Source organism: Pseudomonas sp. NPDC089569 (assembly GCF_050280625.1).
GTDB lineage: Bacteria > Pseudomonadota > Gammaproteobacteria > Pseudomonadales > Pseudomonadaceae > Aquipseudomonas.
Map to the genome: position 1 here is coordinate 18,098 of NZ_JBNNVQ010000035.1, position 25,785 is coordinate 43,882.

At 60.0% G+C, this 25,785-nt stretch carries 22 protein-coding genes; 14 read left to right on the forward strand and 8 right to left on the reverse strand.

Going from position 1 to position 25,785, the window contains the following annotated elements:
• Positions 1–205 precede the first annotated feature (205 nt).
• The gene (locus ACQKP2_RS15905; protein WP_427577725.1) at positions 206–400 is read left to right on the forward strand and encodes a hypothetical protein; all 195 of its coding nucleotides are present in this window, start codon (positions 206–208) and stop codon (positions 398–400) included.
• A 115-nt stretch (positions 401–515) separates the two neighbouring features.
• Positions 516–707: a hypothetical protein gene (locus ACQKP2_RS15910; RefSeq protein WP_427577726.1), complete on the forward strand. Its 192-nt coding sequence runs from the start codon at positions 516–518 to the stop codon at positions 705–707.
• On the opposite strand, the gene ACQKP2_RS15915 is transcribed toward ACQKP2_RS15910, so the two are convergent.
• On the reverse strand, positions 704–1,765 hold the full coding sequence (locus ACQKP2_RS15915; protein ID WP_427577728.1) for an AI-2E family transporter: 1,062 nt from the start codon (positions 1,763–1,765) through the stop codon (positions 704–706). The genes ACQKP2_RS15910 and ACQKP2_RS15915 overlap by 4 nt on opposite strands.
• Before the next feature lie 161 nt (positions 1,766–1,926).
• Between ACQKP2_RS15915 and yegQ the strand changes: the two genes are divergently transcribed.
• Positions 1,927–3,252, forward strand: a complete 1,326-nt coding sequence (gene yegQ, locus ACQKP2_RS15920) for a tRNA 5-hydroxyuridine modification protein YegQ (protein ID WP_427577729.1) — start codon at positions 1,927–1,929, stop codon at positions 3,250–3,252.
• A 220-nt stretch (positions 3,253–3,472) separates the two neighbouring features.
• Here yegQ and ACQKP2_RS15925 read toward each other — a convergent pair whose 3' ends face one another.
• Positions 3,473–4,336 carry a LysR family transcriptional regulator gene (locus ACQKP2_RS15925; RefSeq protein ID WP_427577730.1) on the reverse strand — a complete coding sequence of 288 codons (864 nt, stop codon included), beginning with the start codon at positions 4,334–4,336 and terminating at the stop codon, positions 3,473–3,475.
• A gap of 95 nt (positions 4,337–4,431) precedes the next feature.
• Between ACQKP2_RS15925 and ACQKP2_RS15930 the strand changes: the two genes are divergently transcribed.
• Complete coding sequence (locus tag ACQKP2_RS15930) at positions 4,432–5,340, forward strand: DMT family transporter (RefSeq protein WP_427577732.1); 909 nt, start codon at positions 4,432–4,434, stop codon at positions 5,338–5,340.
• 129 nt (positions 5,341–5,469) lie between these two features.
• Here ACQKP2_RS15930 and ACQKP2_RS15935 read toward each other — a convergent pair whose 3' ends face one another.
• Positions 5,470–6,180, reverse strand: a complete 711-nt coding sequence (locus ACQKP2_RS15935) for a FadR/GntR family transcriptional regulator (protein WP_427577772.1) — start codon at positions 6,178–6,180, stop codon at positions 5,470–5,472.
• Between the two features lie 300 nt (positions 6,181–6,480).
• Here ACQKP2_RS15935 and ACQKP2_RS15940 point away from each other — a divergent pair, with 300 nt between their 5' ends.
• From ACQKP2_RS15940 to ACQKP2_RS15965, 6 genes are all read left to right on the forward strand, one after another.
• Positions 6,481–7,806, forward strand: a complete 1,326-nt coding sequence (locus tag ACQKP2_RS15940) for an MFS transporter (RefSeq protein WP_427577774.1) — start codon at positions 6,481–6,483, stop codon at positions 7,804–7,806.
• A 36-nt stretch (positions 7,807–7,842) separates the two neighbouring features.
• On the forward strand, positions 7,843–9,186 hold the full coding sequence (gudD, locus tag ACQKP2_RS15945; RefSeq protein WP_427577733.1) for a glucarate dehydratase: 1,344 nt from the start codon (positions 7,843–7,845) through the stop codon (positions 9,184–9,186).
• 172 nt (positions 9,187–9,358) lie between these two features.
• A complete protein-coding gene (gene ampC, locus ACQKP2_RS15950; RefSeq protein WP_427577734.1) occupies positions 9,359–10,531 on the forward strand; it encodes a class C beta-lactamase in 1,173 nt (390 codons plus the stop codon).
• A 155-nt stretch (positions 10,532–10,686) separates the two neighbouring features.
• Positions 10,687–11,310, forward strand: coding sequence for a response regulator (locus ACQKP2_RS15955; protein ID WP_427577736.1), 624 nt, complete (start codon positions 10,687–10,689; stop codon positions 11,308–11,310).
• A 3-nt stretch (positions 11,311–11,313) separates the two neighbouring features.
• Complete coding sequence (locus tag ACQKP2_RS15960; protein WP_427577738.1) at positions 11,314–14,883, forward strand: ATP-binding protein; 3,570 nt, start codon at positions 11,314–11,316, stop codon at positions 14,881–14,883.
• 227 nt (positions 14,884–15,110) lie between these two features.
• A complete protein-coding gene (locus ACQKP2_RS15965; RefSeq protein WP_427577739.1) occupies positions 15,111–17,132 on the forward strand; it encodes an autotransporter outer membrane beta-barrel domain-containing protein in 2,022 nt (673 codons plus the stop codon).
• A 37-nt stretch (positions 17,133–17,169) separates the two neighbouring features.
• Here the strand turns inward: ACQKP2_RS15965 and ACQKP2_RS15970 are convergent, their stop codons facing one another.
• The 3 genes from ACQKP2_RS15970 to ACQKP2_RS15980 all read right to left on the reverse strand — a co-directional run bounded on the left by ACQKP2_RS15970 (position 17,170) and on the right by ACQKP2_RS15980 (position 19,711).
• Positions 17,170–17,748, reverse strand: a complete 579-nt coding sequence (locus tag ACQKP2_RS15970; RefSeq protein WP_427577740.1) for a DUF4174 domain-containing protein — start codon at positions 17,746–17,748, stop codon at positions 17,170–17,172.
• Positions 17,749–17,986: 238 nt separating this feature from the next.
• Positions 17,987–18,772 carry a sulfite exporter TauE/SafE family protein gene (locus ACQKP2_RS15975; RefSeq protein WP_427577742.1) on the reverse strand — a complete coding sequence of 262 codons (786 nt, stop codon included), beginning with the start codon at positions 18,770–18,772 and terminating at the stop codon, positions 17,987–17,989.
• 201 nt (positions 18,773–18,973) lie between these two features.
• Positions 18,974–19,711 carry a hypothetical protein gene (locus ACQKP2_RS15980; protein WP_427577743.1) on the reverse strand — a complete coding sequence of 246 codons (738 nt, stop codon included), beginning with the start codon at positions 19,709–19,711 and terminating at the stop codon, positions 18,974–18,976.
• 252 nt (positions 19,712–19,963) lie between these two features.
• On the opposite strand from ACQKP2_RS15980, the gene ACQKP2_RS15985 reads away from it, so the two are divergent.
• Positions 19,964–20,785, forward strand: a complete 822-nt coding sequence (locus ACQKP2_RS15985) for an aldo/keto reductase (protein WP_427577745.1) — start codon at positions 19,964–19,966, stop codon at positions 20,783–20,785.
• A 27-nt stretch (positions 20,786–20,812) separates the two neighbouring features.
• The gene (locus ACQKP2_RS15990) at positions 20,813–21,283 is read left to right on the forward strand and encodes a DUF1810 domain-containing protein (RefSeq protein WP_427577747.1); all 471 of its coding nucleotides are present in this window, start codon (positions 20,813–20,815) and stop codon (positions 21,281–21,283) included.
• On the opposite strand, the gene ACQKP2_RS15995 is transcribed toward ACQKP2_RS15990, so the two are convergent.
• Positions 21,248–23,608: a DNA polymerase II gene (locus tag ACQKP2_RS15995; protein WP_427577748.1), complete on the reverse strand. Its 2,361-nt coding sequence runs from the start codon at positions 23,606–23,608 to the stop codon at positions 21,248–21,250. The genes ACQKP2_RS15990 and ACQKP2_RS15995 overlap by 36 nt on opposite strands.
• 203 nt (positions 23,609–23,811) lie before the next feature.
• Here ACQKP2_RS15995 and ACQKP2_RS16000 point away from each other — a divergent pair, with 203 nt between their 5' ends.
• Positions 23,812–24,252 (forward strand): CBS domain-containing protein, encoded by a 441-nt coding sequence (locus tag ACQKP2_RS16000; protein ID WP_007944798.1) that lies wholly within the window; start codon positions 23,812–23,814, stop codon positions 24,250–24,252.
• 66 nt (positions 24,253–24,318) lie between these two features.
• On the opposite strand, the gene ACQKP2_RS16005 is transcribed toward ACQKP2_RS16000, so the two are convergent.
• Positions 24,319–24,942, reverse strand: a complete 624-nt coding sequence (locus ACQKP2_RS16005; protein WP_427577750.1) for a glutathione S-transferase — start codon at positions 24,940–24,942, stop codon at positions 24,319–24,321.
• Between the two features lie 337 nt (positions 24,943–25,279).
• Here ACQKP2_RS16005 and ACQKP2_RS16010 point away from each other — a divergent pair.
• On the forward strand, positions 25,280–25,785 hold a 506-nt coding region (locus ACQKP2_RS16010; protein ID WP_427577752.1), incomplete at its 3' end, for a phage infection protein.

Consider the following 25,785-nt stretch of genomic DNA (forward strand, 5'->3'; position numbering starts at 1 on the left):
CGCCAGCGGGGCTTTTTTTTGACCACTCGTCGGTACAGGTCTGGATAAATCGCGTCAGCGTCGCTCTCGGGACAGTGCCGGTCATTCAAGCAGGCAAGATGGGACGACCCTCCCGTCGAGGGAAATCGTCATATTTTTGTCATATCAGACCCGCAAGCTCGGACCTGTCCGCCAACAACAGGTTGATCACAACAAGGACGCCCGCATGCCCACACAGAATCCGCACCGCATAGTCGGACTGTGCACCTCCGGCAAGGTGTACAACGCCCTGACCGAACTCAAGCAACTTGAAGGTCATCGCAGCGCCAAGTTCCTCTCGCTACTGACCCAGACACTGGTGCGCAAGGGTTTGCTCAACGAGCAGGAAGTGATTCATATGCTCGACCAGGTGGTGGACTGAACCACAGACAGTCTCCTGGTCTCAACGGCGTCAATGACCACTATCGAAAACGGTGATTGTCGGAAATTTTTTCGGCCCCGTAAGGTATCTCCATCGTTCGAGGGAGGTACTTGTGATGTCTCAGATTCAAATCATGTCCGTTATCGGCAGCGCCGTTCCTGCCTCGCTCAGAGCCTCCGGCCTGCTGGCATGTTGGTATCTGGTACTGGACGGCGAACAGATCAGCGGCCCGCTCACTTCTCTGCCTGACGCCCAGGCAATGTCCAAGCGTGTCAGCGCCGCACAGACGGGTAAATTCGATGCCTAAGGCAACTGAACCCGTGGTTTGGTTTCAATGAATATGGCCCAGCTCGACATGAACAGGGCCGCGATCAACGGTCCGATGACAAAACCGTTGAGCCCGAAGATCGCCAGGCCCCCGAGGGTCGAGATCAGAATCATGTAATCCGGCATTTTCGTGTCCTTGCCCACCAGAATCGGGCGCAGCAGGTTATCCACCAGACCGATCACGAACACGCCGAACAATCCCAACACCACACCCTGCCAGATCGCCCCGGTCATCAGGAAGAACGCCGCCACCGGCGCCCAGACGATCCCTGCCCCCACTGCTGGCAACAGCGACAGAAATGCCATCAGCACCGCCCACAGCAACGCACTGGGAACATCCAGGAACCAGAAGATCAGGCCACCCAATGCGCCTTGCGTGATCGCCACCAACAGATTGCCTTTCACCGTCGCCCGTACCACGCGATTGAACTTGAGCTGCAATCGGCGCTTTTGATGTTCCTGCAATGGCGTGGCCATGCGTACCTTGCGGGCGAGCTCCGCACCATCGCGCAGGAAAAAGAACAACAGGTACAGCATGATGAAAAAACTGACGACGAACTCGAACGTCCCCTGACCGAAACTGAAAGCCTGGGTCGCCAGGAACTCATTGCCGGTCATTGCGCTCTTGATGATCTTCTCGCGCAGGCCGTTCAGTTCGCCCACGCCGAAGCGGTCGAGCAAATGCTGGAAATACGGTGGCAGGCTGTGTTTGAAGTGCGCGACATAACCGGCGATATCCAGCTCGCCGCTTTCCACGCTTTTGTAAAGCGCCGTACCTTCCTGGACCAGGAAGATGCCAAGCACGATGACCGGCAGAATCGCAATCAGCAAACAGATGCCCAGGGTCAGCAAAGACGTGAGATTGCGCTGCCAGCCGAACCTCAATTGCAGTCGACGCTGCAGGGGCGCAAAGAGGATGCCGAGGATCACCGCCCAGAACACCGCACCGTAGAACGGCAGCAGAATCCAGATGAACGCAAGGCTCACCAGCGCCAGCAGGACCGTCAGCGATTTGTCATGTACCGTCTCTTCGTTCATGTCTGATCCTGCCCGTGCACAAGGACGCAACAGTACGTCCTGATGCTTAGGCCGCTACGGCTCGCGCGAGTGCCATCCGTTCGTTCACCCGGCATAGATCCAGATCAATAAAACTTCGGGCCGGGGCGTTTACCCTGCGCGGCTTTTACGATCGAGCCGCCATGAACCTGATTGCCCCGGAACTGCTCGCCCCTGCCGGCACCCTGAAAAACATGCGTTATGCCTTCGCCTATGGCGCCGATGCGGTCTATGCCGGCCAGCCGCGCTATAGCCTGCGGGTACGCAACAATGAATTCGACCATGCCAATCTGGCAGTCGGCATCGACGAGGCTCAGGCTCAGGGCAAGCGCTTCTACGTGGTGGTGAACATCGCGCCGCACAATGCCAAGCTCAAGACCTTTCTCAAGGACCTGGCGCCCATCATCGCCATGGGCCCCGATGCGCTGATCATGTCCGACCCTGGCTTGATCATGCTGGTGCGCCGTCACTTCCCGCACATGCCGATACATCTTTCGGTGCAGGCCAACACCGTGAACTGGGCAAGCGTCGAGTTCTGGCAACAGCAAGGCTTGAGTCGCATCATCCTGTCGCGTGAGCTGTCCCTGGAAGAAATCGCCGAAATCCGTCAGCAGGTTCCGGCGATGGAGCTGGAAGTGTTCGTCCATGGTGCCTTGTGCATGGCCTATTCCGGTCGCTGCCTGCTGTCGGGCTATATCAACAAGCGCGATGCCAATCAGGGCAGCTGCACCAACGCCTGTCGCTGGAAATATTCAGCGCAGGAGGCCACGCAAAACCTGCTCGGCGAGATCGTCCAACAGTACCGGCCGGAGCCGACTCTGGGCGTGGGCAGCCCCACCGAAGAGGTGTTTCTGTTGCAGGAAGCCAATCGTCCGGGCGAATTGATGCCGACCTTTGAAGACGAGCACGGTACTTACATCATGAACGCCAAGGACTTGCGTGCCGTACAGCATGTCGAGCGCCTGACGCAGATGGGTGTGCACTCCCTGAAGATCGAGGGCCGGACCAAATCGCACTTCTATTGCGCACGTACCACACAGGTTTACCGCCGCGCCATCGACGACGCGGTAGCTGGACGGGCGTTCGACCGCAGCCTGATGACGGACCTCGAATCCCTGGCCCAGCGCGGCTACACCGAAGGCTTCCTGCGCCGACACGTGCATGACGAATACCAGAACTACCAGAACGGCAGTTCGGTGTCGGAACGGCAACAGTTTGTTGGCGAACTGACCGGCAAGCGCCGAGGCCGACTGGCGGAGGTGAAGGTGAAAAACCGCTTTGCTTTGGGCGATCACATGGAACTGATGACCCCCAAGGGCAACTTCCACTTCGATCTGCATCAGCTGCAGAACGCCAAGGGCGACACCCTGGAGGTGGCACCCGGGGATGGACACACGGTGTATTTGCCGATACCGGATGCGGTGGACCTGGATTTCGGGTTGTTGATGCGGGATGTGAACCTGACGTAAACCTGAACAGGCAATGCTGATTGCTTCGTAGGAGCCAGGCTTGCCGGCGAAGGCGTATTCGATGACGCTTTCGCCGGCAAGCCTGGCTCCTACAGGCGAAAGCGCATTCTGTGGCGCCTTCGCCGGCAAGCCTCGCTCCTACAGGCGGAGGCGTATTCGATGGCGCCTTCGCCGGCAAGCCTGGCTCCTACGAAGCAAAAGGCGTATTCGATGGCGCCTGCTAAGCGAATTCCTCGCGCAACATCGCCACAAACGCCTCTCGCGCCGGGTGTACCCCGGCGTTTTCATGCCAGTAGAACAGGTTGTCGATGGCCGTCAGCTCGGGAAATTCGTAGCCCACGCAACCTGCTCCCTTGGCGTATTGATCGAAAACCCCCTTGGGCACCAGCGCCACGCCGGCCCCGGCGCTGACGCAGCCGACTATCGCGCCGTAACTGGCCAGGCTGACAATCGGCAAGGCCTGACCCTGGCGCAGCAACCAATGCTCCAGCGCCGCCCGATACGGGCAGCCCTGCGGCCACATGAACACGGTTTTATCCTGCAAGTCCGTCATGTCGCGCACCGGCCCGAGCGATGTCGAAGCGATCAGCAACAAGTCTTCGCGGTACATCGGCGTGCGCTTGAGATGGGAGCGTTCGACGTCCACCGCGACGATGGCGCCGTCGAGTCGATGGCTCAGGGTGTCATCCAGTAACTGGCCCCAGGTTCCAGTCGTCAGCTCCAGCGCGACCGCCGGGTAACGCTTGTGGAATTTCGCCAACAGGCGTGGCAGGCGACCGGTGGCCGAAGACTCGATGGCGCCGATGCGCAGCAGCCCCGAAGGTTCGGCGCCAGGGTCCACTGCGCGTTTGGCTTCGGCGGTCAGGGCCAGGATTCTCGCGGCATAAGCCAAAAAGGTCTGGCCCGATGGACTGATACGCAGCCCACGCCCCTCGCGCAGAAACAGGGCGACGCCCAGTTCCGCCTCCAGTGCCTTGATGCGGGCCGTAATGTTCGACGGCACGCAATGCAACAACTCCGCCGCGCGAGCAATGCTGCCCACCTCGGCCACGGTCTTGAACATGCGAATCTGTGCCAGCTCCATACATCACCCAAAGTGAATAATCAGCGCAGTATAAGTCAGTTGTGGCGAATGATTCAGGTTCCGATACTCAAGGCACCTTCTGACGGTGCACAACCATGAAATCATTCTCGCCTTCACCCTCCTCGCCCTTGAAAATCATCCTGGCCATGACATTTGTCGTGATCTGTTGGGGTTACTCTCCAACCGGCATTCACATCGGCCTGAAGGCCTATGATCCCGCGCACCTCGCCTTGCTGCGATTTTTGCTGGCATCCCTGGTCATGGCCGTAGTGGCGGTTTTCAGGGGCATTCGCCTGCCGACCCTGCACGATGTACCGCTGCTGATGGCCCTGGGTTTCTTTGCCGTGAGCCTGCATCACGTATCGATCAATTTCGGCCAACAGGGCGTCAGCGCCGGTGCGTCGAGTGTGCTGGCGCAATCGACGCCGCTGTTCAGCACCCTGCTGGCACGTTTTGTCTTCAAGGATCGGATCAGTACCTGGCGCTGGGGCTGCGTGGTGATGGGGATGGTTGGCGTGGTGATTGTGGTAACCGGTGATCATGGACTGGGCAGTATTGACGCCCACGGCCTGTTGATCCTGTTGGCGGCACTGTCCTGGAGTGTGTACTTCGCTCTGCAAAAGCATCACAGCGGACGTTACGACGGGTTGACGCTGGTGTGCTACACGGTCTGGTCAGGGACATTGTTGCTGTTGGTCTATCTGCCGGGGTTGCTGGAACAGATGCTGAATGCCCCGCCGCACGCGCAACGGGCAGTGATTGTCCTGGGCATTTTCCCCAGTGCACTGGCGTATCTGGCCTGGGCCTATGTACTGGCGCATGTGGATTTGAGCCGGGCGACAATGACCCTGTATCTGGTGCCGCCAATGGCGATGGCCATTGCATGCTTTGAACTGGGCGAACAACCGACCTTGATGGTGGCGGCTGGTGCGATGGTGGTGCTGATCAGTGTGCTGGCCTTGAATCTGGAACGGCGGCCGGCGGCTCAGGCAGCTCGCGCCTGATGACCGTAGATCCCTGTAGGAGCGAGCATGCTCGCGAAGAACCAGAGACCACCGCGGGGAGTCAGACACCCAACGTTATCGTTGACGACCATCGCGAGCATGCTCGCTCCTACAGGGGATCAGCGGGGATCAGGACGGTGCGAAGCGATCACGGCTGTTGGTCAAATGCAGCCACATCGCTGCCCGCGCGGCATCCGGGTCCTGCCGCTTGATGGCGTTCAGGATCGCTTCGTGTTCCTGGTTGGCCAGTTGCCCGAGCTTGCTCAGGTCCACCGCACCACGTTCGGCCGCGTTGACCCGGGTCCGCGGGATCATGGCGCTCCCCAGGTGCTGCATGATTTCGCTGAAGCACAGGTTGCCGGTGGCTTCCGCGATCAGCAGGTGAAAACGCCGGTCGGCCTCGACGCAACTGTCGTTATTGGCCAACAGGCTTTGATAGTCATCGAGGGCCTGGCGCATTTGCGCCAATTGCTGGTCGGTACGGCGCATGGCCGCCAGCGCCGCCGCCTGGGTTTCCAGGCCCATGCGCAACTCCAGAACGCTGCGCACCCCCAGCGCGGTATCGACGTTCAGTCGCAGCCCCTGCTCCGGCGCACGCTCAAGCACGAAGGTGCCGATACCATGACGGGTTTCCACCAGCCCCGAGGCCTGCAGCTTGGAAATCGCCTCGCGCACCACCGTGCGACTGACCCCGTGCTCCTGAACGATGGTGTTTTCCGACGGCAACTTGTCGCCAGGCGCCATCTGCCCGAGCAGGATGCTCTGGGTCAGTTTGGCCACCAGATCGTGGGCCAGGTTATGACTGCGCTTGCGGGCAGGCAGGTCGAGGTCTTCTTGCATCATGTTCTTCCAAAGGCGGAGCTAGCGAAATCGTAGCACCCCACGCGCCTGAAATCTCATGGAAGTCATCTTAACTTGTATGACAACACTCAACAAAAGTGAAATCTCCAGCACTGAGATATCCCAACAAACTCAACGAAAAGAATAACAGAACCCACAACAAGTGCTAATTCGTTGACCATGGCAGCTTGCACATCAAAAAAATCTAGTTGTATGATGTCTATCAACAAAGCAAACCTTGTCATACCCGCATAAAAATAATCAGTGGGAGAAAACGCAGTGAAAAACTCCAATTGCGCAATGGACAATGGCGCCGGTTCGGCCCTGGGGTCCGCGATCTCGAAAGTCAAACGCCATGTCCTGCCGCTATTCGTCATCATGTTCATCGTCAACTACATCGACCGCGTGAACATCGGTTTCGTCCGTGCCCATATGGAACATGACCTTGGCATTGGCGCTGCCGCCTACGGCCTCGGTGCCGGCCTGTTCTTCATCGGCTATGCGCTGTTCGAAGTGCCCTCCAACATCCTCCTGCAAAAAGTCGGTGCACGCATCTGGCTGACCCGCATCATGCTGACCTGGGGTCTGGTGGCCGCGGGCATGGCCTTCATCCAGAACGAAACCCACTTCTATATCCTGCGCTTCCTGCTGGGCGTAGCCGAAGCCGGATTCTTTCCCGGCGTCATCTACTATTTCACCCGCTGGCTGCCTGGCGCGGAGCGCGGCAAAGCCATCGCGATCTTCCTCAGCGGCTCGGCGGTGGCCTCGCTGATTTCCGGCCCGCTGTCCGGCTTGCTCCTGCAAATCAATGGTCTGGGCATGCACGGCTGGCAATGGATGTACTTCATCGAAGGCATGTTCTCGGTAGGGCTGTGTGTCTTCGTCTGGTGCTGGCTGGATTCCCATCCTCACGACGCCAAGTGGCTGACCCGCGACGAACAGGATGCGTTGGTCAAGGCCATCGATGACGAGCAACTGGCCCGCGAAGCCGCAGCGTCGGTCAAGCCGTCACTGGGCACGCTGCTCAAGGACCGGCAGATCGTCCTGTTCTGCGTGATCTACTTCTTCATCCAGCTGACCATCTACGCCGCCACTTTCTGGCTGCCGAGCATCATCAAGAAGATGGGCGACCTGAACGACTTCCAGGTCGGGCTGTTCAACTCGATCCCCTGGTTGCTGTCGATTGTCGGCATGTACGCCTTCGCTTCCTTGTCAGCCAGGTGGAAGCACCAGCAGGCCTGGGTTGCTGCCGCCCTGCTGATTGCAGCCGCAGGGATGTTCATGTCCACCACCGGCGGGCCGGTCTTCGCCTTCGTCGCCATCTGCTTCGCGGCCCTGGGCTTCAAATCGGCATCGTCGCTGTTCTGGCCGATTCCCCAGGCTTATCTGGATGCACGCATCGCCGCAGGCGTCATCGCACTGATCAACTCAGTGGGCAACCTCGGTGGCTTCGTCGCGCCGACCACCTTCGGCCTGCTGGAAGAACGCACCGGCTCCATCCAGGGTGGGCTGTACGGCCTGGCCGTCACCTCGATCATTGCCGCGATCATCGTCTTTGCCGCCCGCAACAAACCCAGGGCCGTACCCGTCGCCGCAACAACCGCACCTGCCCACCACCACGCCTGAGTACTGATTTCAGAACACGGTTTAAAGGACAAGAAAATGACTGCACACGACACCGCCAAAGCCCCGATCATCACCAGCATGCAGGTCGTTCCCGTGGCCGGTCACGATGGCATGCTGCTCAATCTCAGCGGCGCCCACGGCCCGTTTTTCACCCGCAACATCGTGATCCTCAAGGACAATGCCGGCCACACCGGCGTCGGTGAAGTACCCGGCGGCGAGCGCATCCGCCAGACCCTCGAAGACGCACGCAGCCTGGTGGTGGGCAGCCCGATCGGCACTTACCAGAAGATCCTCAACCAGGTGCGCCAGACCTTCGCCGACCGCGACGCCGGCGGTCGCGGTTTGCAGACCTTCGACCTGCGCATCACCATCCATGCCGTCACGGGCCTGGAAGCCGCCCTGCTCGATCTGCTCGGTCAGCACCTGGAGGTTCCCGTCGCCGCCCTGCTGGGCGAAGGCCAGCAACGCGATGAAGTGAAGATGCTCGGTTATCTGTTCTATGTCGGCGATCGCCAGCAAACCGACCTCGCCTATCGCAGCGAGCCGGATGCCAACAACGACTGGTTTCGCGTGCGGCACGAAAAAGCCATGACCGCCGATGCGGTGGTGCGCCTGGCCGAAGCCGCCCATGCGCGATACGGTTTCAAGGACTTCAAGCTCAAGGGTGGCGTGCTCGCAGGCGATGCGGAAATCGAAGCCGTGACGGCCCTGGCCGAACGCTTTCCCGATGCACGCATCACCCTCGACCCGAACGGCGCCTGGTCACTCAAGGAAGCCATTCGCCTGTGCCGCGATCAGCACAAGGTACTGGCGTACGCCGAAGATCCGTGCGGCGCCGAAAACGGTTACTCGGGCCGCGAAGTCATGGCCGAATTCCGCCGTGCCACGGGCCTGAAAACCGCAACCAACATGATCGCCACCGACTGGCGGGAGATGGGCCATGCAATCCAGCTGCAATCGGTCGACATCCCCTTGGCCGACCCGCATTTCTGGACCCTGCAGGGCTCGGTGCGCGTCGCCCAGATGTGCCATGAATGGGGCCTGACCTGGGGCTCGCATTCCAACAACCACTTCGACATATCCCTGGCGATGTTTACCCACGTCGCAGCCGCCGCACCGGGCGATATCACCGCCATCGACACCCACTGGATCTGGCAGGACGGCCAGCGCCTGACAAAGGCACCGCTGCAAATTGTCGATGGCTGCGTGCAGGTGCCACGCAAACCCGGGCTCGGCGTGGAACTGGACCTGGACCAGCTCGCCAAAGCCCACGAGCTGTACAAAGGCATGGGCCTGGGAGCGCGGGACGACAGCGTGGCGATGCAATTTCTGATTCCAGGCTGGAAGTTCGACAACAAGCGGCCGTGTCTGGTGCGCTAGTCCTCTGTCGAACAACGACCCCATGTGGGAGCGAGCCTGCTCGCGATAGCGGACTCTCGGTTGGCGCCATCGCCGACTGACAGAATGCCATCGCGAGCAGGCTCGCTCCCACATTTTGCCTGGCCATCGATGACAGGGTTTAATGACCGTTCTGAATCGAACGGTCAGCCCAATGAAATCCCATGAAACGATAAAGGACCACACCGGCCTCGCCCGGCCAGCATTGCTCGCGGCCTGCCTGGCGTTGTTTGCCTCAAGCCCTTGCCTGGCGCTGGATATCGAGTCGACGGTCAATGACGCTGTGCGTCCCGTCATGAAGACCCAAGGCATTGCCGGCATGGCCGTGGCCGTAACGGTCAATGGTCAGGCGCATTACTTCAACTACGGCGTCGCGTCGAAGGAAACGGCGCAAGCCGTCACCCGCGACACCCTGTTCGAAATCGGCTCGGTGAGCAAAACCTTCACCACCACCCTCGCCGCTTACGCCCAGGCCACCGGCAAGCTGTCGTTGTCCGACAAGGCCAGTCAGCTGTGGCCTGCCCTGCACGGCAGCGCCTTCGACATCATCAGCCTGTTGCAATTGGGCACCTACAGCGCCGGCGGCCTGCCCCTGCAGTTCCCCAGCGAAGCCGATGCCCCGGACAAGATGCTCGGCTACTACCGGCAGTGGACACCGCGCTACGCTCCCGGCACCCACCGACTCTATTCAAACCCGAGCCTGGGACTGTTCGGCTACCTGGCCGCGCAGAGCCTGGGCCAGCCGTTCGATGAAGTCATGGAAAACACCCTGTTGCCCAAACTCGGCCTCAAGCACACCTTTCTAAAAGTGCCGCAGGAGCAGATGGGGCTGTATGCCCAGGGTTACAACAAGGACGACAAGCCTGTACGCGTCGGGCCGGGGGCACTCGATGACGAAGCCTACGGCATAAAAACCAGCGCGGCGGATCTGCTTCGTTTTGTCGAAGTGAACATGAAACCGGTATCGCTGGAAAAACCGCTGCAACAGGCCATTGCCCTGACCCACACCGGCTACTACCGCGTGGGCGACATGACCCAGGGGCTGGGCTGGGAGTTGTATGGCTACCCGGTGTCACTGGAAAGATTGCTGGCCGGCAACTCGACGGCGATGGCCATGGATGCCCATGAAGTCCAATGGCTGACCCCGCCGCAATCGCCAACGGCAAACCTGCTTCTCAACAAAACCGGCTCCACCGGCGGCTTTGGCGCCTACGTCGCGTTCGTACCGTCGAAAGAGGTCGGGATCGTGATTCTGGCCAACAAGAATTACCCGAATGAGGAGCGGGTCAGGATTGCACATCGGATTCTGGACGCACTGATCCGATAGGTCAGATCGCCCAGGTTCCCGTCGACCGACCTTGCATACCCACACAAAACATGTAGGATTCGCGCCTCTTTTTTACTGTGCCGCACCATGTATCCGGTCCGGCACTTCCTTGTCGGCGGCGAGACTATGCTGAAACAGGGCATGAGGGCTGATCGATGAAAGTGCTGTTGGTCGATGATCACGCGGTCGTTCGCATGGCGGTCGGGATGATTCTGAGCCGTGAAGGACATGAGGTCGTCGGCGAAAGCGACAACGGCGTGGATGCCCTGAGCAAGGCGTTCGAACTCAAGCCCGATGCCATTGTGCTCGACCTCGACATTCCGCAACTCGACGGTATGGCCGTGATCGACCGCTTGCGCGTCGGCGGCAGCACCGCTCGTGTACTGGTGCATACCGGTCTGAAAAGCCAGGCGTATGCCGCTCAATGCCTGCGGGCCGGGGCGTCAGGGTTTGTCTCGAAAATCGATGACCCCGTAGAAATCACTACCGCGCTCAAGGCCGTGGCCGGCGGCAGGACCTGGTTCCCGCTCGACACGCTCAACTCCGTTCGACACAGCGACTTCGCGCAAGACGACGCTCAACTGCTCGAAGGCGTATCACGCCGTGAACTCAAGGTGCTGCACGGCCTGGCCCTGGGCAAGAGCAACAAGCAAATCGCCGATGACATGCTGTTGAGCAACAAGACCGTCAGCACCTACAAAACCCGCCTGATGCAAAAGCTCAATGCCAACACCCTGTTGGAGCTGATCGACTTCGCCAAACGCAACCATCTGGTCTGAGCCATGAAGTGGATCTGCTGCCTGATGCTGGGCGCACTCGCGCTATCCACTACGCTTACGACCCGGGCCGAATCGTTGACGCTGCTCAGCCGCGCCGGTGACACTGAAGTAGAACTGACCCTCAGCGCCCAGCAACGCCAGTGGCTCAAGGAAAAGGCGACCTTGCGGGTCGGGGTGTACTTGCCTGACCGTCCACCGCTGGACATGACCGTCAATCAGAACGACTACGAAGGCCTTTGCGCCGATTATCTGGACATACTGGCGCGAACCCTGGGCGTGCGTTTGCAGATTGAACATTTCGCCACTCAGCAACAGGCACTCACGGCATTGCGCAACGCCGACATCGATCTGGTACCGCGCATCAACCACCTTCCTGCCCTCTATGACGATCTGGGCCTGAGCGCGCCCTACGCCTACGATCAAGCCGTGCTGATCAGCCGACCCGGCACTCTGGGCCCCCACAATGCACTACCGCCGGGCACTACCGTGTTGTTCGATCCGGACTGGATCACCCGGGAGCGAGTCGCATCGCTGTTCCCCGATACGCCACTCAAGCCCGTGCCATCGACCCAGAATGGCCTGGGACAGGTCGCCTACGGCGCAGGCATGGTGCTGCTGACCGACGCGATCTCCGCGCAATACCAGCTCGAACGCAACTATCAGCAGAGCCTGAAACAAACCATTCAGCGCGATTCCGAAGGCCTGGGTTTCAGTTTCGCCTTACGGCGCAACGACGCTCAACTGTCGAACCTGATCAACAGTGTGCTGGCCAACATCACGCCCCAGGAACGTGTGGTGATTGCCCGTCACTGGGGTATCGGCGCCAATCCGAAACTGGGTTACACCCGACTGCAACTGACTGCGGCCGAGCAGCAATGGATCAAAGACCATCCGCAGATCGACCTGTTGGTCAACGATCTGTACCCCCCATTCAGTTTTTTCAATGAACAGGGGCAGCTGCGCGGCATGGCCACCGATTTGCTGGACATGATCAATGACCGTACCGGGTTGACGTTTCAACCGAGCAAATTCACCTCCGTCGATGCAATGACCAGTCGCACGCAGCGTGACCCTGTGAGCCTGATCGGCGCCCTGACCTTCAGCGACCAGCGTGAGCAAGACCTGGCGTTTTCCCGCCCCTTCGGCATCAATCCGTTTGCCTTGGTCACTCGCGTGCAACCCGAGCACCCGGGACTGAGCGGGCTGAACGGCAAACGTGTGGCCATCGTCAAAGGGTCGGCCGCCGCCAGTTGGCTGGCACGCGAATGGCCACAGATTCAAATCGAAGCCGTCGACACCCCCATCGAAACTTATGAACTGCTCGCCGAAGGGCGCGTCGACGGTGTTGTTCAGCCCCAGCTGGGGGCAACCTATCTGATCAACCGTTTCTTTCGCGGGCGCCTGCAGATCGATTCGGTGATCGGCTCGCAACCGGCATTGATCGGCTTCGCCACCGGCAGACAGAACGCCTTGCTGATATCGATCATCGACAAGGCCTTGCTCGACATTCCCCCCGAAGTGCTCACCAACCTCGTCAATCGCTGGCAAAACCCGCAGGAAAGCCAGGGCGGCTGGAATGCCTATAAAACCTGGTTTTACCGGACCATGCTTGGGCTGATGGCGGTGCTGGCGGTGATCCTGGCTTGGAACGTCGGGCTACGCCGGCAAATTACCGAACGTCTGAAGGCTCAGAAAGCCTTGAACGACCAACTGGTGTTCATGAAGGTGCTGGTGGACGGCACGCCGAACCCGATCTATGTACGCGATCGCCAGGGATTGCTGTTGACCTGCAACCGCGCCTATTTGCAGGTGATGGACGTCGAACTCGAACAGGTCCTGAACAAGGGGTTGATCGAAGCCGACATCCTGCCGCTGGAGGACGCGCAGAGCTATAAACGCATCCATCGCGCCACCCTCGACAGCGGCGAGCCGTCCTTTTCCAACTTCACCATGGCGGTCAAGGGCAAGCCCTACCACATCCACCACTGGGCCCTGCCCTACCGCGACTCCGACGGCAGCATGACCGGGGTCATCGGCGGCTGGATCGACCTGACCGAACAACAGAACCTGCAACATGCCCTGCACCAGGCCAAGGATCAGGCCGAAGCGGCCAGTCAGGGAAAAAGCCATTTCCTGGCGGTCATGAGCCATGAAATCCGTACACCAATGAGTGCCTTGATTGGCGTGCTCGAACTGTTGCAGGACAAATGCTCCGACCCGCCACTGCTCGACATCGCGCAAAAATCCGCCGGCGGCATGATGGAGTTGATCGGTGAAATTCTCGATCTGGCGAAGATCGAGTCCGGCAAGTTTGAGCTGCGCACCGGTATCTGTTACCCCGAACGCCTGATCAATACCGTGATCCAGAGCTTCGCCAGCCTGGCCCGGCAAAAGAACGTCGCCCTGGAGTTCGTGCACACGGGTAACGATATCGCGGTGGCGCTGGACTCACTGCGGTTCCGGCAAATCGTCTCCAACCTGATCAGCAATGCCATCAAGTTCACCACGCAAGGTACCGTGACCGTGGAACTGGCGCTGGAGTCGGATCGGGATTGCCTGCAGCTGCACCTTCGGGTCCGGGACACTGGCATTGGCATGGACGAACAGCAGCGTTCGCGTTTGTTTGAGCCCTACACGCAATTCGCCTCCAACCATAGCGACATGCAGGTCGGCACCGGCCTGGGACTGGCAATCTGTCGGCAATTGACCGAACTGATGGGCGGACGATTGTCTTGCACCAGCACGCCGGGGCAAGGCTCGTGCTTTGCCCTGGACATGTCCGTGACCGAAGTTGCAGACGATGAGACTACACCGACGGCGCATACCGGTGTCACCGTGGCCTTGCCGGTGCGGCGCATCCTGATTGTCGAGGATCACGAATTCAACCGCGTGGTGCTGCAGCGACAACTGGAGTCCCTGGGCATGCTCGTCACCTGTGCCGAAGACGGCATGACGGGCTTGCGACGCTACGAGGATCAGGTGTTCGACTACGTCATCACCGACTGCAACATGCCACGCATGAACGGCGAGGAGATGACCCGGCAACTGCGTGAATTCGAAGGACGGGACGCACGCCCGGCGACGCATGTCGTGGGCTTGACCGCCAACGCCCAGCCTCAGGAGATTCAGCGATGCATCGAGGCGGGCATGAACGACTGCCTGTTCAAACCGGTCACCCGCAACGAGCTCGAACGTTACCTGGCGAATGTGGAAAGCAACCGCAACACCTCGCCTGCATGCTTCGATATCGCCAAGGTATGGGACATTACGGCGGGCGATGCGGCAATGACCCGGCAACTGCTGGCCACTGTGCTGCGCACTAATCAGGAAGATCTTGAGGCACTGCAAGCGCGGTATGACGCCGGTGACCTCGAGGCCGCCGGACGCTGCTGCCACAAAATCCTCGGCAGTGCCCGAATCATCCAGGCCATGCCGTTGATCAATGCGTGCGAACAGCTCGAGCAGGCGTGCCAGCAAGCGGTTCCGGCGGATGAACTGAACCGCCTGTTCGATACGTTCATCCTGCACATGCATCACCTGCAGAACAGTATCCGGGCCAGCCTCCATAGCTGATTTTGTAGGACCCTTCCTACAAATGCTTGGGAAACGCCTGCGTTACCTCTATCCCCTCAATCCTGAAAATCCGCGGCTTCTTTCCATGCAGTCGGCGGATGTCCATGTTTACGTTTGTGATGCGGTTTCCTCGTGCTTCGATATCGAGTGCGGTGTTGATGCTCGGGTGTGTACCCGAGCAAGTGGCGGCTCAAGCCTGTGGCGGGTCCGAATGCTTGACCACGCTCATGGAAAATGTCGAGGTCAAGGATGGCAACTTCATACACGTCGGCGAAGGTGGCGTCGTCATTAACGCCACGGTAAACAAAGGGCACCTGCAGGTCTGGAACACTGGAGCCGCAATCGGCACCACGATCAACGGTAAAGACGGCTGGCTGGAAATCGATGACAACTCAAGCGCCGTTGACAGCGTTCTCAATACCGGCCAAATGGTCGTCAAGGGCAGCGCCACGGCAAACGGCACCACTGTCAATGCCGGCTTTCTGGACGTCGCGCAAAACGGCGTGGCAAACGACACGCAGCTCAAGGCTGGCGCCATGTACGTGTACATGGACGGTAGCGCCGTGAACACCCGGATCGATAACGCGCAGATGACCGTTTACCAAAATGGCAGCACAGACCTCACCCGGGTCAACAGCGGTGGACTATTGTCGATTTTCGACTCTGCAACCGCCACCCGCACCGTGGTCGATCAGGGCGGCCAGTTCGAAATCGACGCAGGCACCACGGTGCATGACACCACGGTCAACCAGGGCGGACGCATGGTGATGGCTGATCGTGCCGAAGCCGCCAACACCACCATCAATGAGGGTGGTCTCCTGCAGCTCAAGGGGGATGCGATCCTGGGTTTCTCCACCCAGGTCAGCGGTCAGGTCGGCTTCGCCGATCCGGCCATCAACGGATTCCATACGTTGCTGATCAAAGGTCCGCTGAGCGGCAACGGTACGTTCTTCATGAACACTGACCTGGCCGGGCAACAAGGCGATTTGCTTGACGTGCGAGGTCCGATCAGTGGCCACCATACGCTGGTGGTGGCCGACTCGGGCAAAGCCATTGCAGACGCACGGCCACTGACGCTGGTGGCCGGCAATGGTGGCAGCGGTGATTTCACGCTGCATGGCGGGACCGTGGATGCCGGTGCCTTTCGTTATCAATTGCAACAGGTCGGTGAAGACTGGTATTTGACGAACGCAGGCGAGACCGCCGAATCGATCGAGCAGCCGGACGATAACAAGGATCCAGTGCCGAAGGATGAATCGGTCCAACCGGTTTTTCCTGCGGATCCTGCTGAGCCCGAACGACCGGCCCGGCCTACTCACCGCCCGCAGCCGGAAATCCTGAGCAAGGGCGCCAATGCGGCAGTCGCCAGTCAGGCAGCCGGTGCCGCCTTGATCAATGCCCAGATGAACGCCACCACCGGCCACTTCGCTGAACTGCGTTCGGGCAAGGATCAGGGTGGTGTATGGACCCGTGGTTATGGTACCGAGCAGCACCTGGACACCGGCACCAGCCGCGCCTTCGAGCAGCAGGTAAACGGCATGGAAATCGGCGCGGACAAGGCCATTCCCCTTGTCGACGGCACCCTGTATGTCGGCGCCCTGTTCGGTCAGGGCAAGGCCCGACAGTCCTTCGACGCCTCCAGCAAAGGCACCATCGACAGCACCACGCTGGGCACTTATGCCAGTTACCAGGAACGTGGCGGGCTGTACGTCGACGGCGCGTTGAAATACAGCCGTCTGGACAATGACATCAACATCACCAGCAACGTCGGCAAGAAAGCCAAGGCTAGCTTCAAGAGCCACGCTGTGAGTGCCGATGTACAGCTGGGCAAGCGTATCGAACTGGACAGAGGCTGGTTTGCCGAACCACAGGTGGGGGTGCAGATAACGCACATCAGTGGCGCACGCTACACCGCCGACAATGGTCTGGAGGTCAAGCAGGATTCGATGAACTCGGTGCAGAGCCGAGTCGGCGGCATCGTCGGTCGCGACCTTGCGCTGGACAATGGCCTGGCCATCAAACCGTACGTCAAGGCCGGTTGGGTCACCGAACATGCAGGCAAAAGCCATGTAAAGGTCAGCGGGACAAAACTGGACAGTCGTCTACCGGGTTCGCGGGTTGAATTTGCCGGCGGTGTCGCACTCAAGACCGCCACCCACCACAGTCTGTATGCCGAAGCCGGTTACACCAGGGGAAGCGAAATCGAGCAACCCTGGGCCGTGACGGTCGGGTATCGCTACAACTGGTAACCCCGGGCGCACTCTCGACACAAATGACCCGCCACATTCAATCATCCGGCATTTCAGGTGGTTTGGCGGGTTTGGCCGGTTTGCCTGGCTTGGCACCTTTGGCACCTTTGGTGGCCTTGGCGCTGGTGGCCGGTTCGGCTTCAGGCACGGGTGTCACAACCGTAGCCGTGAACTCCTGCTCGGCTGCTGGCAATGCATCCACGGTCTCGAAGATTTTCTTCAGATCGATCGACTTCGATTCTTCCCCCGAGCCTTCAAGCTTCTTCTCGCCGTCCTTGCCGATCAGAATCACCTTGGGCAGCGCGCCTGCACCCAGTTTCAGCGCTCGGATCAGGGCCATGGTGTCCTGTTGGCCAAGATCCTTGCCATCGAGCTGCCCGAACATGTTCAGCACGCTGTACACCTTGATATTGCGCTGGGCTACGCCCTGTTTGTTGGCGGGATCTTCCAGTGACTTTTTAAGACCTACCCACACAGGATCAACAGTACTCGGCGCAATCACGATCAGCGGTCGGGCCCTGCCCTTATCGATGTCCAATGGTGAATCGCCATCGTTGGCGAACAAGGGGCCGGCAATCGCCAGCAAGGTAGCCAGGGTCAGTGACCTGATGAGCATGCGCATCTCCTTTTGATATCCACGCTCTAATGATTGCGCATTGCGGCGTTCGTTCCGGTGACGCTTCGCAAATGTAATCCGCCTTGAGCAAAGCTTAGGTCAGGGCGGACATTGCGCAACAGATCCGGGCAGGCAGAAATGGAAGGAGATAAATGATCATGCGGGAGGACGGCGGGTGAATGTCGATGAACCGGATGGACATCTTCACCCGCAAGGGGACACTGGCGCGGATGCCGAATCAGAACACCAGCTTGTAACCGATCAATACCAGCATGGTTGCCAGGCAAGGACGCAACAACTCATCCGAGATACGACCTGTCAGGTGGCTGCCCAGATAGATCCCCGGCAGGGAACCGACCAGCAAGTAACCCAGCACGTGCCAGTCCATGTTGCCCATGCTCGCATGGCCGAGGCCTGCGACCAGGGTCAACGGCACCGCGTGGGCGATTTCCGTGCCCACCAGGCGGCGGGTCGGCAACAGCGGATAGAGAATGAACAACGCCACGGTGCCCAAGGCGCCAGCGCCAATGGAGGTCAGAGCAACCATGGTGCCCAGCACCAGACCGGTGATGACCGTCATCACATTCAGGCGCACACCGCTGGGCTGGTAGTTGCCGCCGGCGCGCTTGTGGGCGAAGTCGAGCAGGCGTTTCTTGAACAGGATAGCCAGGGCCGTGGCAAACAGCACGACGCCCAGCGCCTGCTTGATGATCGCGTTCATGGCCTCGGGAGCGGAGTGCAACGTGCTCAGGAACCACAACGTCAATGCCACCGCCGGCACGCTGCCGAGGGTCAGCCAACCGGTAATCGACCAGTCGATGTTGTTGTTCTTTTTGTGGACCAGCACACCACTGGACTTGGTGATGGCCGCGTAGAGCAGATCGGTCCCCACCGCGGTTGCCGGGTTGATACCGAACGCCAGCAGGATGGGGGTCATCAACGATCCACCACCCACGCCCGTCATGCCGACAATGAAGCCGACGACCAGACCGGCTACGACCAACCCGATGTTCACTAAATCCATGGATACGCCCACATAGACCGCAGGGAAAATATGGCCCGCAGCATAGCGATTTTTCTTATAACCAGTTATATCGATGCGATCTATCTTTATACCTGTAGGAGCGAGCAGGCTCGCGATGGTCGTAAACGATAACGCTGGCGGCCTGACACCCCGCGGTGCCTGGACGTTCATCGCGAGCATGCTCGCTCCTACAGGGATTTCTTATTGCACTGGCAGGAAATTCAGGAACAACAGGCTTTGCGCATAGTTCAGGCCGATACGCCGGTAGCGCTCGTCGAGCATCTGGGTCAACAAGTCCAGGCGCGCGACGATCTTGCCGAACTCCACGGCAAAACTCAGGTTGCTGCCCTCTTCCGTGATTTCGTTGGAAAACAGCAAGGGCTGGCCGTCCTTGTTTTGTCGCTGGCTCAAAATCCAGGTGGCGATTTCGATGTTACGCGCGGCATGGCTGACGAACGTCGGGTTCAGCGTGTCCGTCATGTAGAACGTCAGGCGATTGCCATGGGCGGTGACCAGCATGCTGCCGATGGCATAGATGAACGCCCCTACCCGGTCGCCGAGAAACTCCGGGCTCATGGCAAAGCGCAACGCCGCCAGGTCCTTTTTGCCGCCCAGGGTGGGCAATGGCGTTTGCTGTTCGATGGCCACGCGCACCTGCTTGCCGGCACTGCGCGCGTCAAGGAAGCCTGATTTTTTCAGTTCCTCGGGGTTGCGCAGGTACAGCTTGCTCATCAGCAGATACAGGCTATCGAGATTGTCGCGCATGGTCAGCGTGGCCATGCGATCGACACTGGTTTGCAAAAACTCCTGGGGCTTGCCCTCGCGCAACTGGCTGAACAGGTCATTGCCCGGTTGCTGGCTGCAACCGCTGACGCAGAACAGCAACAGGCCTGCCAACAGGCGCAATCGGATCATCAGGCAGGGTAATTCTCGGACCATAAGCCATCGTGCCGGCACATTCCTGTGCGACGGGATTCGTCGCAACGGCAATCCATAGAGCCGGGCATTGTGGAAAAGTGCAGTGTGGATGACAGGCAATCGATCATTGGCAGGCATTGCGGGGATGCCTTGACGACAAGACCGCCATCGCCAGCAGGCTCGCTCCCACCGGTGAATCGGGGCCTCAAAGGCCACCAAGTCCGGGCCAAGGGTCTATCCTGAAGCCAACCCGTTCAAGAGAAGGATACAAGCATGCAGACCCTGCACCTGGCCGGCACCCAAGTGCCCGTTATCGGCCAAGGTACCTGGCAAATGGGCGAAGACCGTACCCGCCGCCAGGAAGAAGTCACGGCCCTGCGCCTGGGCATCGAAATGGGCATGACCTTGATCGACACCGCCGAAATGTACGCCGAAGGCGGCGCCGAGGAAATCGTCGCCCAGGCCATCGCCGGCCAGCGCGACAAGGTTTTCCTGGTCAGCAAGGTTTATCCGCACAACGCCAGCCGCCAAGGCATCCCCCAGGCCTGCGAACGCAGTCTGCGAAGGCTCGCCACTGACCACATAGACCTGTACTTGCTGCACTGGCGCGGCCAGTTTCCACTGGAAGAAACCGTCGAAGCCTTCGAACGCCTGCGCCAGGCGGGCAAAATCGGCCGTTGGGGTGTGTCCAATCTCGACCTCGATGACTTGCAGGAACTGAACGAACCGGCTTGCGCCACCAATCAGGTGCTCTACAACCTGGAGGAACGCGGGATAGAATTTGATTTATTGCCCTGGTGCCAGCAGCAATCCATGCCGGTCATGGCCTACTGCCCGATCGGCCAGGGCGGGCAGATGCTGGCCAATGCCGTGCTCAAGCAAGTGGCCAGCCGCCATGGCGTAACGCCTGCACAGGTGTCACTGGCCTGGCTGGTGCGCCAGAACGGCGTGATCGCCATCCCCAAGGCGGTCCGCCCCGAACACGTGCGACTCAACGCCCAAGCTGGCGCACTGCAGCTTGACGCCGGGGATCTGGAGGCGCTGGACCAAGCGTTTCACGCGCCCAAACGCAAGCAGCGGTTGGCCATGGTCTGAGCCATCGCGGTGTCAGAGGGCTTCGTCATGAGAAGCACCGATCAACCGGACGCCTTTAACCTGCAACGCTTTATCCAGGCGCAAGACCCGGTGTTCGACCGGGTCCAGGCCGAACTGAACGCCGGCCACAAACGCAGTCACTGGATGTGGTTTGTCTTTCCGCAGTTTGCCGGGCTGGGTGGCAGCGAAATGTCCCGACGTTTTGCCATCCGTTCCCGGGAAGAAGCGCAAGCCTACCTTGACCACCCCCTGCTGGGCGCCAGGTTGCGCACCTGCACGCTGGAAGTGTTGAACATCCGGCAGCGTTCGGTAGCGGCGATTTTCGGCCATCCCGATGACCTGAAATTTCATTCGTCGATGACCCTGTTTGCCCAGGTCGCCGCCGATGACAGCCCGTTTCATCAAGCCCTGAATCAATACTTCCATGGCATCCTGGACGACTGGACGCTATCGCTGCTGGACTCAAAACAATCCCAGTTGCCCCCCCACCAGGGTTGAGAAATCGTCGTCGACAAAGGGCAGGATCGCGTCCGCCACCGGTTGCAGTTGCCGCGTGATGTAGTGGTCGTAATCGATCGGCGCGCTGCGGATCTCCAGCGGCTCGGGACCTGCGACCGTCATGACATAGCTGATCCAGCCACCGTTCTGGTACTGCCGAGGGCGACCCTGGCGGTCGTTGAACTCGTCTGCGATACGCGCTGCCCGCACATGGGGCGGAACGTTGCGCTGGTAGTCGTCGAGGGTGCGGCGCAAGCGCTTGCGGTAGACCAGGCGATCGTCGAACTCGCCGGACAGGGTCTTGCGCACATAATCGCGGACATAGTCCTGATAAGGTTTGCGATTGAAAATGCGCAGGTACAGCTCCTGCTGGAATTGCCTCGCCAGCGGCGACCAGTCGGTTCGCACGGTTTCCAGGCCCTTGTAGACCATTTCGTCAGTGCCGTCGGCGCGCGTGACCAGCCCCGCATAACGCTTCTTGCTGCCCTCCTCGGCGCCGCGAATGGTCGGCATCAGGAAGCGCTTGTAATGAGTCTCGAACTGCAACTCCAGTGCGCTCTCCAGACCGTATTCGCGCCGTACATGCTCGCGCCACCACTGGTTGACATAATCCACCAGCGCCTGGCCGATCTGCGCGGCTTCCTGTTGGCCGTGAGCGCGGCGCAGCCAGACGAAGGTCGAGTCGGTGTCGCCGTAAATCACCGTGTGCCCTCGGGCTTCGATCAGCTGGCGGGTGCGCAGCATGATCTCGTGGCCACGCAAGGTAATCGATGATGCCAGGCGCGTATCGAAGAAGCGGCAACCACTCGAACCGAGCACACCGTAGAACGCGTTCATGATGATTTTCAGCGCCTGAGACAGCGGCGCATTGTGCTCGCGCTTGGCGGTTTCGCGCCCCTGGGCGACCCGCGCGACAATGGCGGGCAGGCAATGCCGGGTACGGGAAAACCGCGCACCGCGAAACCCCGGCACCGAATCGGCGTCTTCAGGATGTTTGAGCCCTTCGATCAACCCGACCGGATCGATGAGGAAGGTACGGATAATCGAGGGATAGAGGCTTTTGTAATCGAACACCAGCACCGACTCGTACAGGCCGGGCTGCGAGTCCATGACAAAACCGCCGGGACTGGCTTGCGGCGGGCGTCCGCCCAGGTTCGGCGCAACGAAACCCTGGCGATGCATCAATGGCATGTACAGATGAGTGAACGCCGCCACCGAACCGCCCATGCGGTCCGCCGGCAAACCGGTGACACTGGCCCGCTCCAACAGGAACTTGAGCAGATCGGTCCTGGCAAAAATACGGGTGACGAGTTCGCAGTCCTTGAGGTTGTACCTGGCCAGGGCCGGTTTGTCCTCGGCGAACATGCGATTGATCTCGTCCATGCGCTGGTACGGGTTGTCGATGGATTTGCCTTCACCCAGCAGCGTTTGCGCGACGTTTTCCAGGCTGAACGACGGGAAGCTCCAGGTCGCCGACCGCAGGGCCTCGATGCCGTCGATGATCAACCGGCCGGCGGCGCTGGCAAAGTAATGGTTGCCGTTGCCATGCTCACGCCACTGCATTTCCTCGCCGCCTCGCCCCAGTTTCAGCGGCACGCCCAAACGACGGGCGTGTTCGTGCAACACCCTAAGGTCGAACTGCACCAGGTTCCAGCCGATGATCGCGTCCGGATCGTGCCTGGCAAACCATTCGTTCAACTGCTTGAGCAACTGAGTGCGCGACTCACAGTATTGGAGCAGGAAATCCACTTCACTGTCGTCACCATTGGCCGGCCCCAGCATGTACACCTGGCGCTCACCGCAGCCTTCCAGGGCAATGGAATACAACTCGCCCTGGGCGGTGGTTTCGATGTCCAGGGATACCAGCCGCAGGTTGGGCCGGTAGTCGGGGTCGGGTTTCATTTGTGCATCGATCAACAGGCCTTGCGCATCGGGCGTACCGCCGAAACGCACCGGGGCCGTGATGAAGCGCTCCATCAGGTAACGCTCCGGTGGGCGCACATCGGCTTCGTACACCTCGACGCCAGAACGGCGCAAGGCGGTTTCCAGGCGCATCAATTGCCCGTGCTGCCGGCAATACAGGCCCAGCACCGGGCGATGCTCGAAATCCAGCAGGGCCAAGGGGCGCAGTTCGACGTTCTTTTCGTCGTGCAGATGTGCCTCGGCCTGCTCGCGCTGACTGGCCACAATGAACGCAACCGAGGGCTGATGAGGCAGACGGACACGCCGGGGGCCGCTGTCGGTCGCCAGCCAGAACTCGACTTCCGTGCCCGCCGGGGTATCGCGCCAATGCCGGGTCAGGACAAAACCCTGCGGTAACTCCACCACTTCAACCTCGAATCTGATTCAGGGCGATGATTCTACTCGTCATTGCATGCATTGGCAGGCGCAACAAAAACCTGTGGGGTTTACGCGTGAAAAACCGCCGAATGACGTTTTTTGCGTGTTATCTGCCGCTTTCACTCTTGCCCTGCGCGCCTGGGTCTACGATTCTTCAAGAACAACGACAACCCCTCCGGGACACCGCCATGAAAACCGTCGCGCAACTGCTCAAGTTGAAAGATCAGAAGAACCAGGAAGTGCACCAGATCAAACCTGATCACATGGTGCTCGAAGCGCTGATGAAAATGGCCGAAAAGAACGTCGGCGCCTTGCTGGTCGTGGAAAACGACGAGGTGCTGGGCATCATCAGTGAACGCGACTATGCGCGCAAACTGGTGCTGCACGGACGCTCTTCGGTGGGAACACCGGTACGTGACATCATGGTATCGCCGGTGATCACCGTGGACACCCACCAGACCGTCGACACATGCCTGGGCATCATGTCGGACAGGCGCCTGCGCCACTTGCCGGTGGTGGAAAACGGCAAGTTGATCGGCTTGCTGTCCATCGGTGACCTGGTCAAGGAAGCCATTGCCGAACAGGCCGAGCTGATTCGACAGCTGGAGCAGTACATCCGCGGCGAATAACTCTGCGCATTGCATTTGCCCCTGTGGGAGCGAGCAGGCTCGCTCCCACATTGGGTTTTGTGGCGGTCAGGCGGGCCAGTGTCGGGCGAAGACCGGAGCCAATGCCGGATGACGGTCGATTCGTTCCAGCCAGGTATAAAAACCGGGCCGGGTCCGGCGCAGATGTTCGCGACTTCCGGCCCAGCGCGTGATCACCGCCGCCAGCACATCCAGTGCTCCCGGTTTCTCGTCCCCCAGATACAGCACGGCGGAAAACTGGTCGGCAAACACTTCCCAACTCCAGTGCAGGCGCTGGCGGGCGCCGGTCATGAGGTTATGCCTCGACGCTTCATCCGCCTCGGCCAGCCAGCGCTCGGGGTAATCGATGATGCCAATGGCCGCATAACAATTGCTCACGATATACGCCAGCCCGCGAATGACCTGGTCGCGATTGGCGGCTTCATACGGCAACAGCTTCGACCGGGGAAATGTCAGCCCGAGGTGAATCAGGATTGCCGCGCTCTCGGTAAGCACGCCACCATCCGGTAACTGCAACGTCGGGATCTGCTTGAGCGGGTTGAGTTTCTCCAGTGCCTGGGCCGCCTCGGCGGATAACTCGACATCAATGAAGCGATAGGGGATTTCACAAAGCTCCAGCGCCGCCTCTATCGCCGCCGCGCCCGAATTGCGATGGCCATAAAGTTGATACATAAACACCTCCTGACTGGCCACGACCCGCGCCAGCTAATCAGTGTAGAAGCCGGCATCGATCAGGCCGCGACCATCCGACGACTGCATCATCAATTGCATCGATGTGCACATCCCCCCTGTAGGAGCGAGCACGCTTGCGATGATCGTCAACGATAACGCTGGCGGCCTGACACCCCGCGGTGTCCTGTCGTCCATCGCGAGCGTGCTCGCTCCTACAGAAGAAAAGCGCACCATTGACCACGTCGATAGTCACCATTGACTCAATGAAGTTCTCTTAAAAAACGCACGGCGTAACATCTGCTCCATACCAACCGATAACACCCTGGAGCACACGATCATGAAACGCCAAACCCTCCTCAGCATCGCTTTCTCGGTCTTCGCAGTTAACGCTTTTGCCGCGACCTCTGCTCAACCCGTAGTCGCCGAAGGCGGCTCGGATCGTCTGATCGAAAGCCGTGTGGCTGAAGGGGGTTCGGATCGTCTGATCCAGAACCGTGTCGCTGAAGGTGGCTCCGACCGCCTGATCGAAAACCGCGTCGCTGCCGATGGTTCGGACCGCCTGCAAGGCAACACCGTCGCCGCTGATGGCTCGGATCGCCTGCAAGGCAACACCGTCGCTGCCGATGGCTCCGACCGCCTGCAAGGCAACACCGTTGCCGCCGATGGCTCCGACCGTCTGCAAGGCAACACCGTTGCCGCCGATGGCTTCGACCGTCTGCAAGGCAACACCGTTGCCGCCGATGGCTCCGACCGTCTGCAAGGCAACACCGTTGCCGCCGATGGCTCCGACCGTCTGCAAGGCAACACCGTTGCCGCCGATGGCTCCGACCGTCTGCAAGGCAA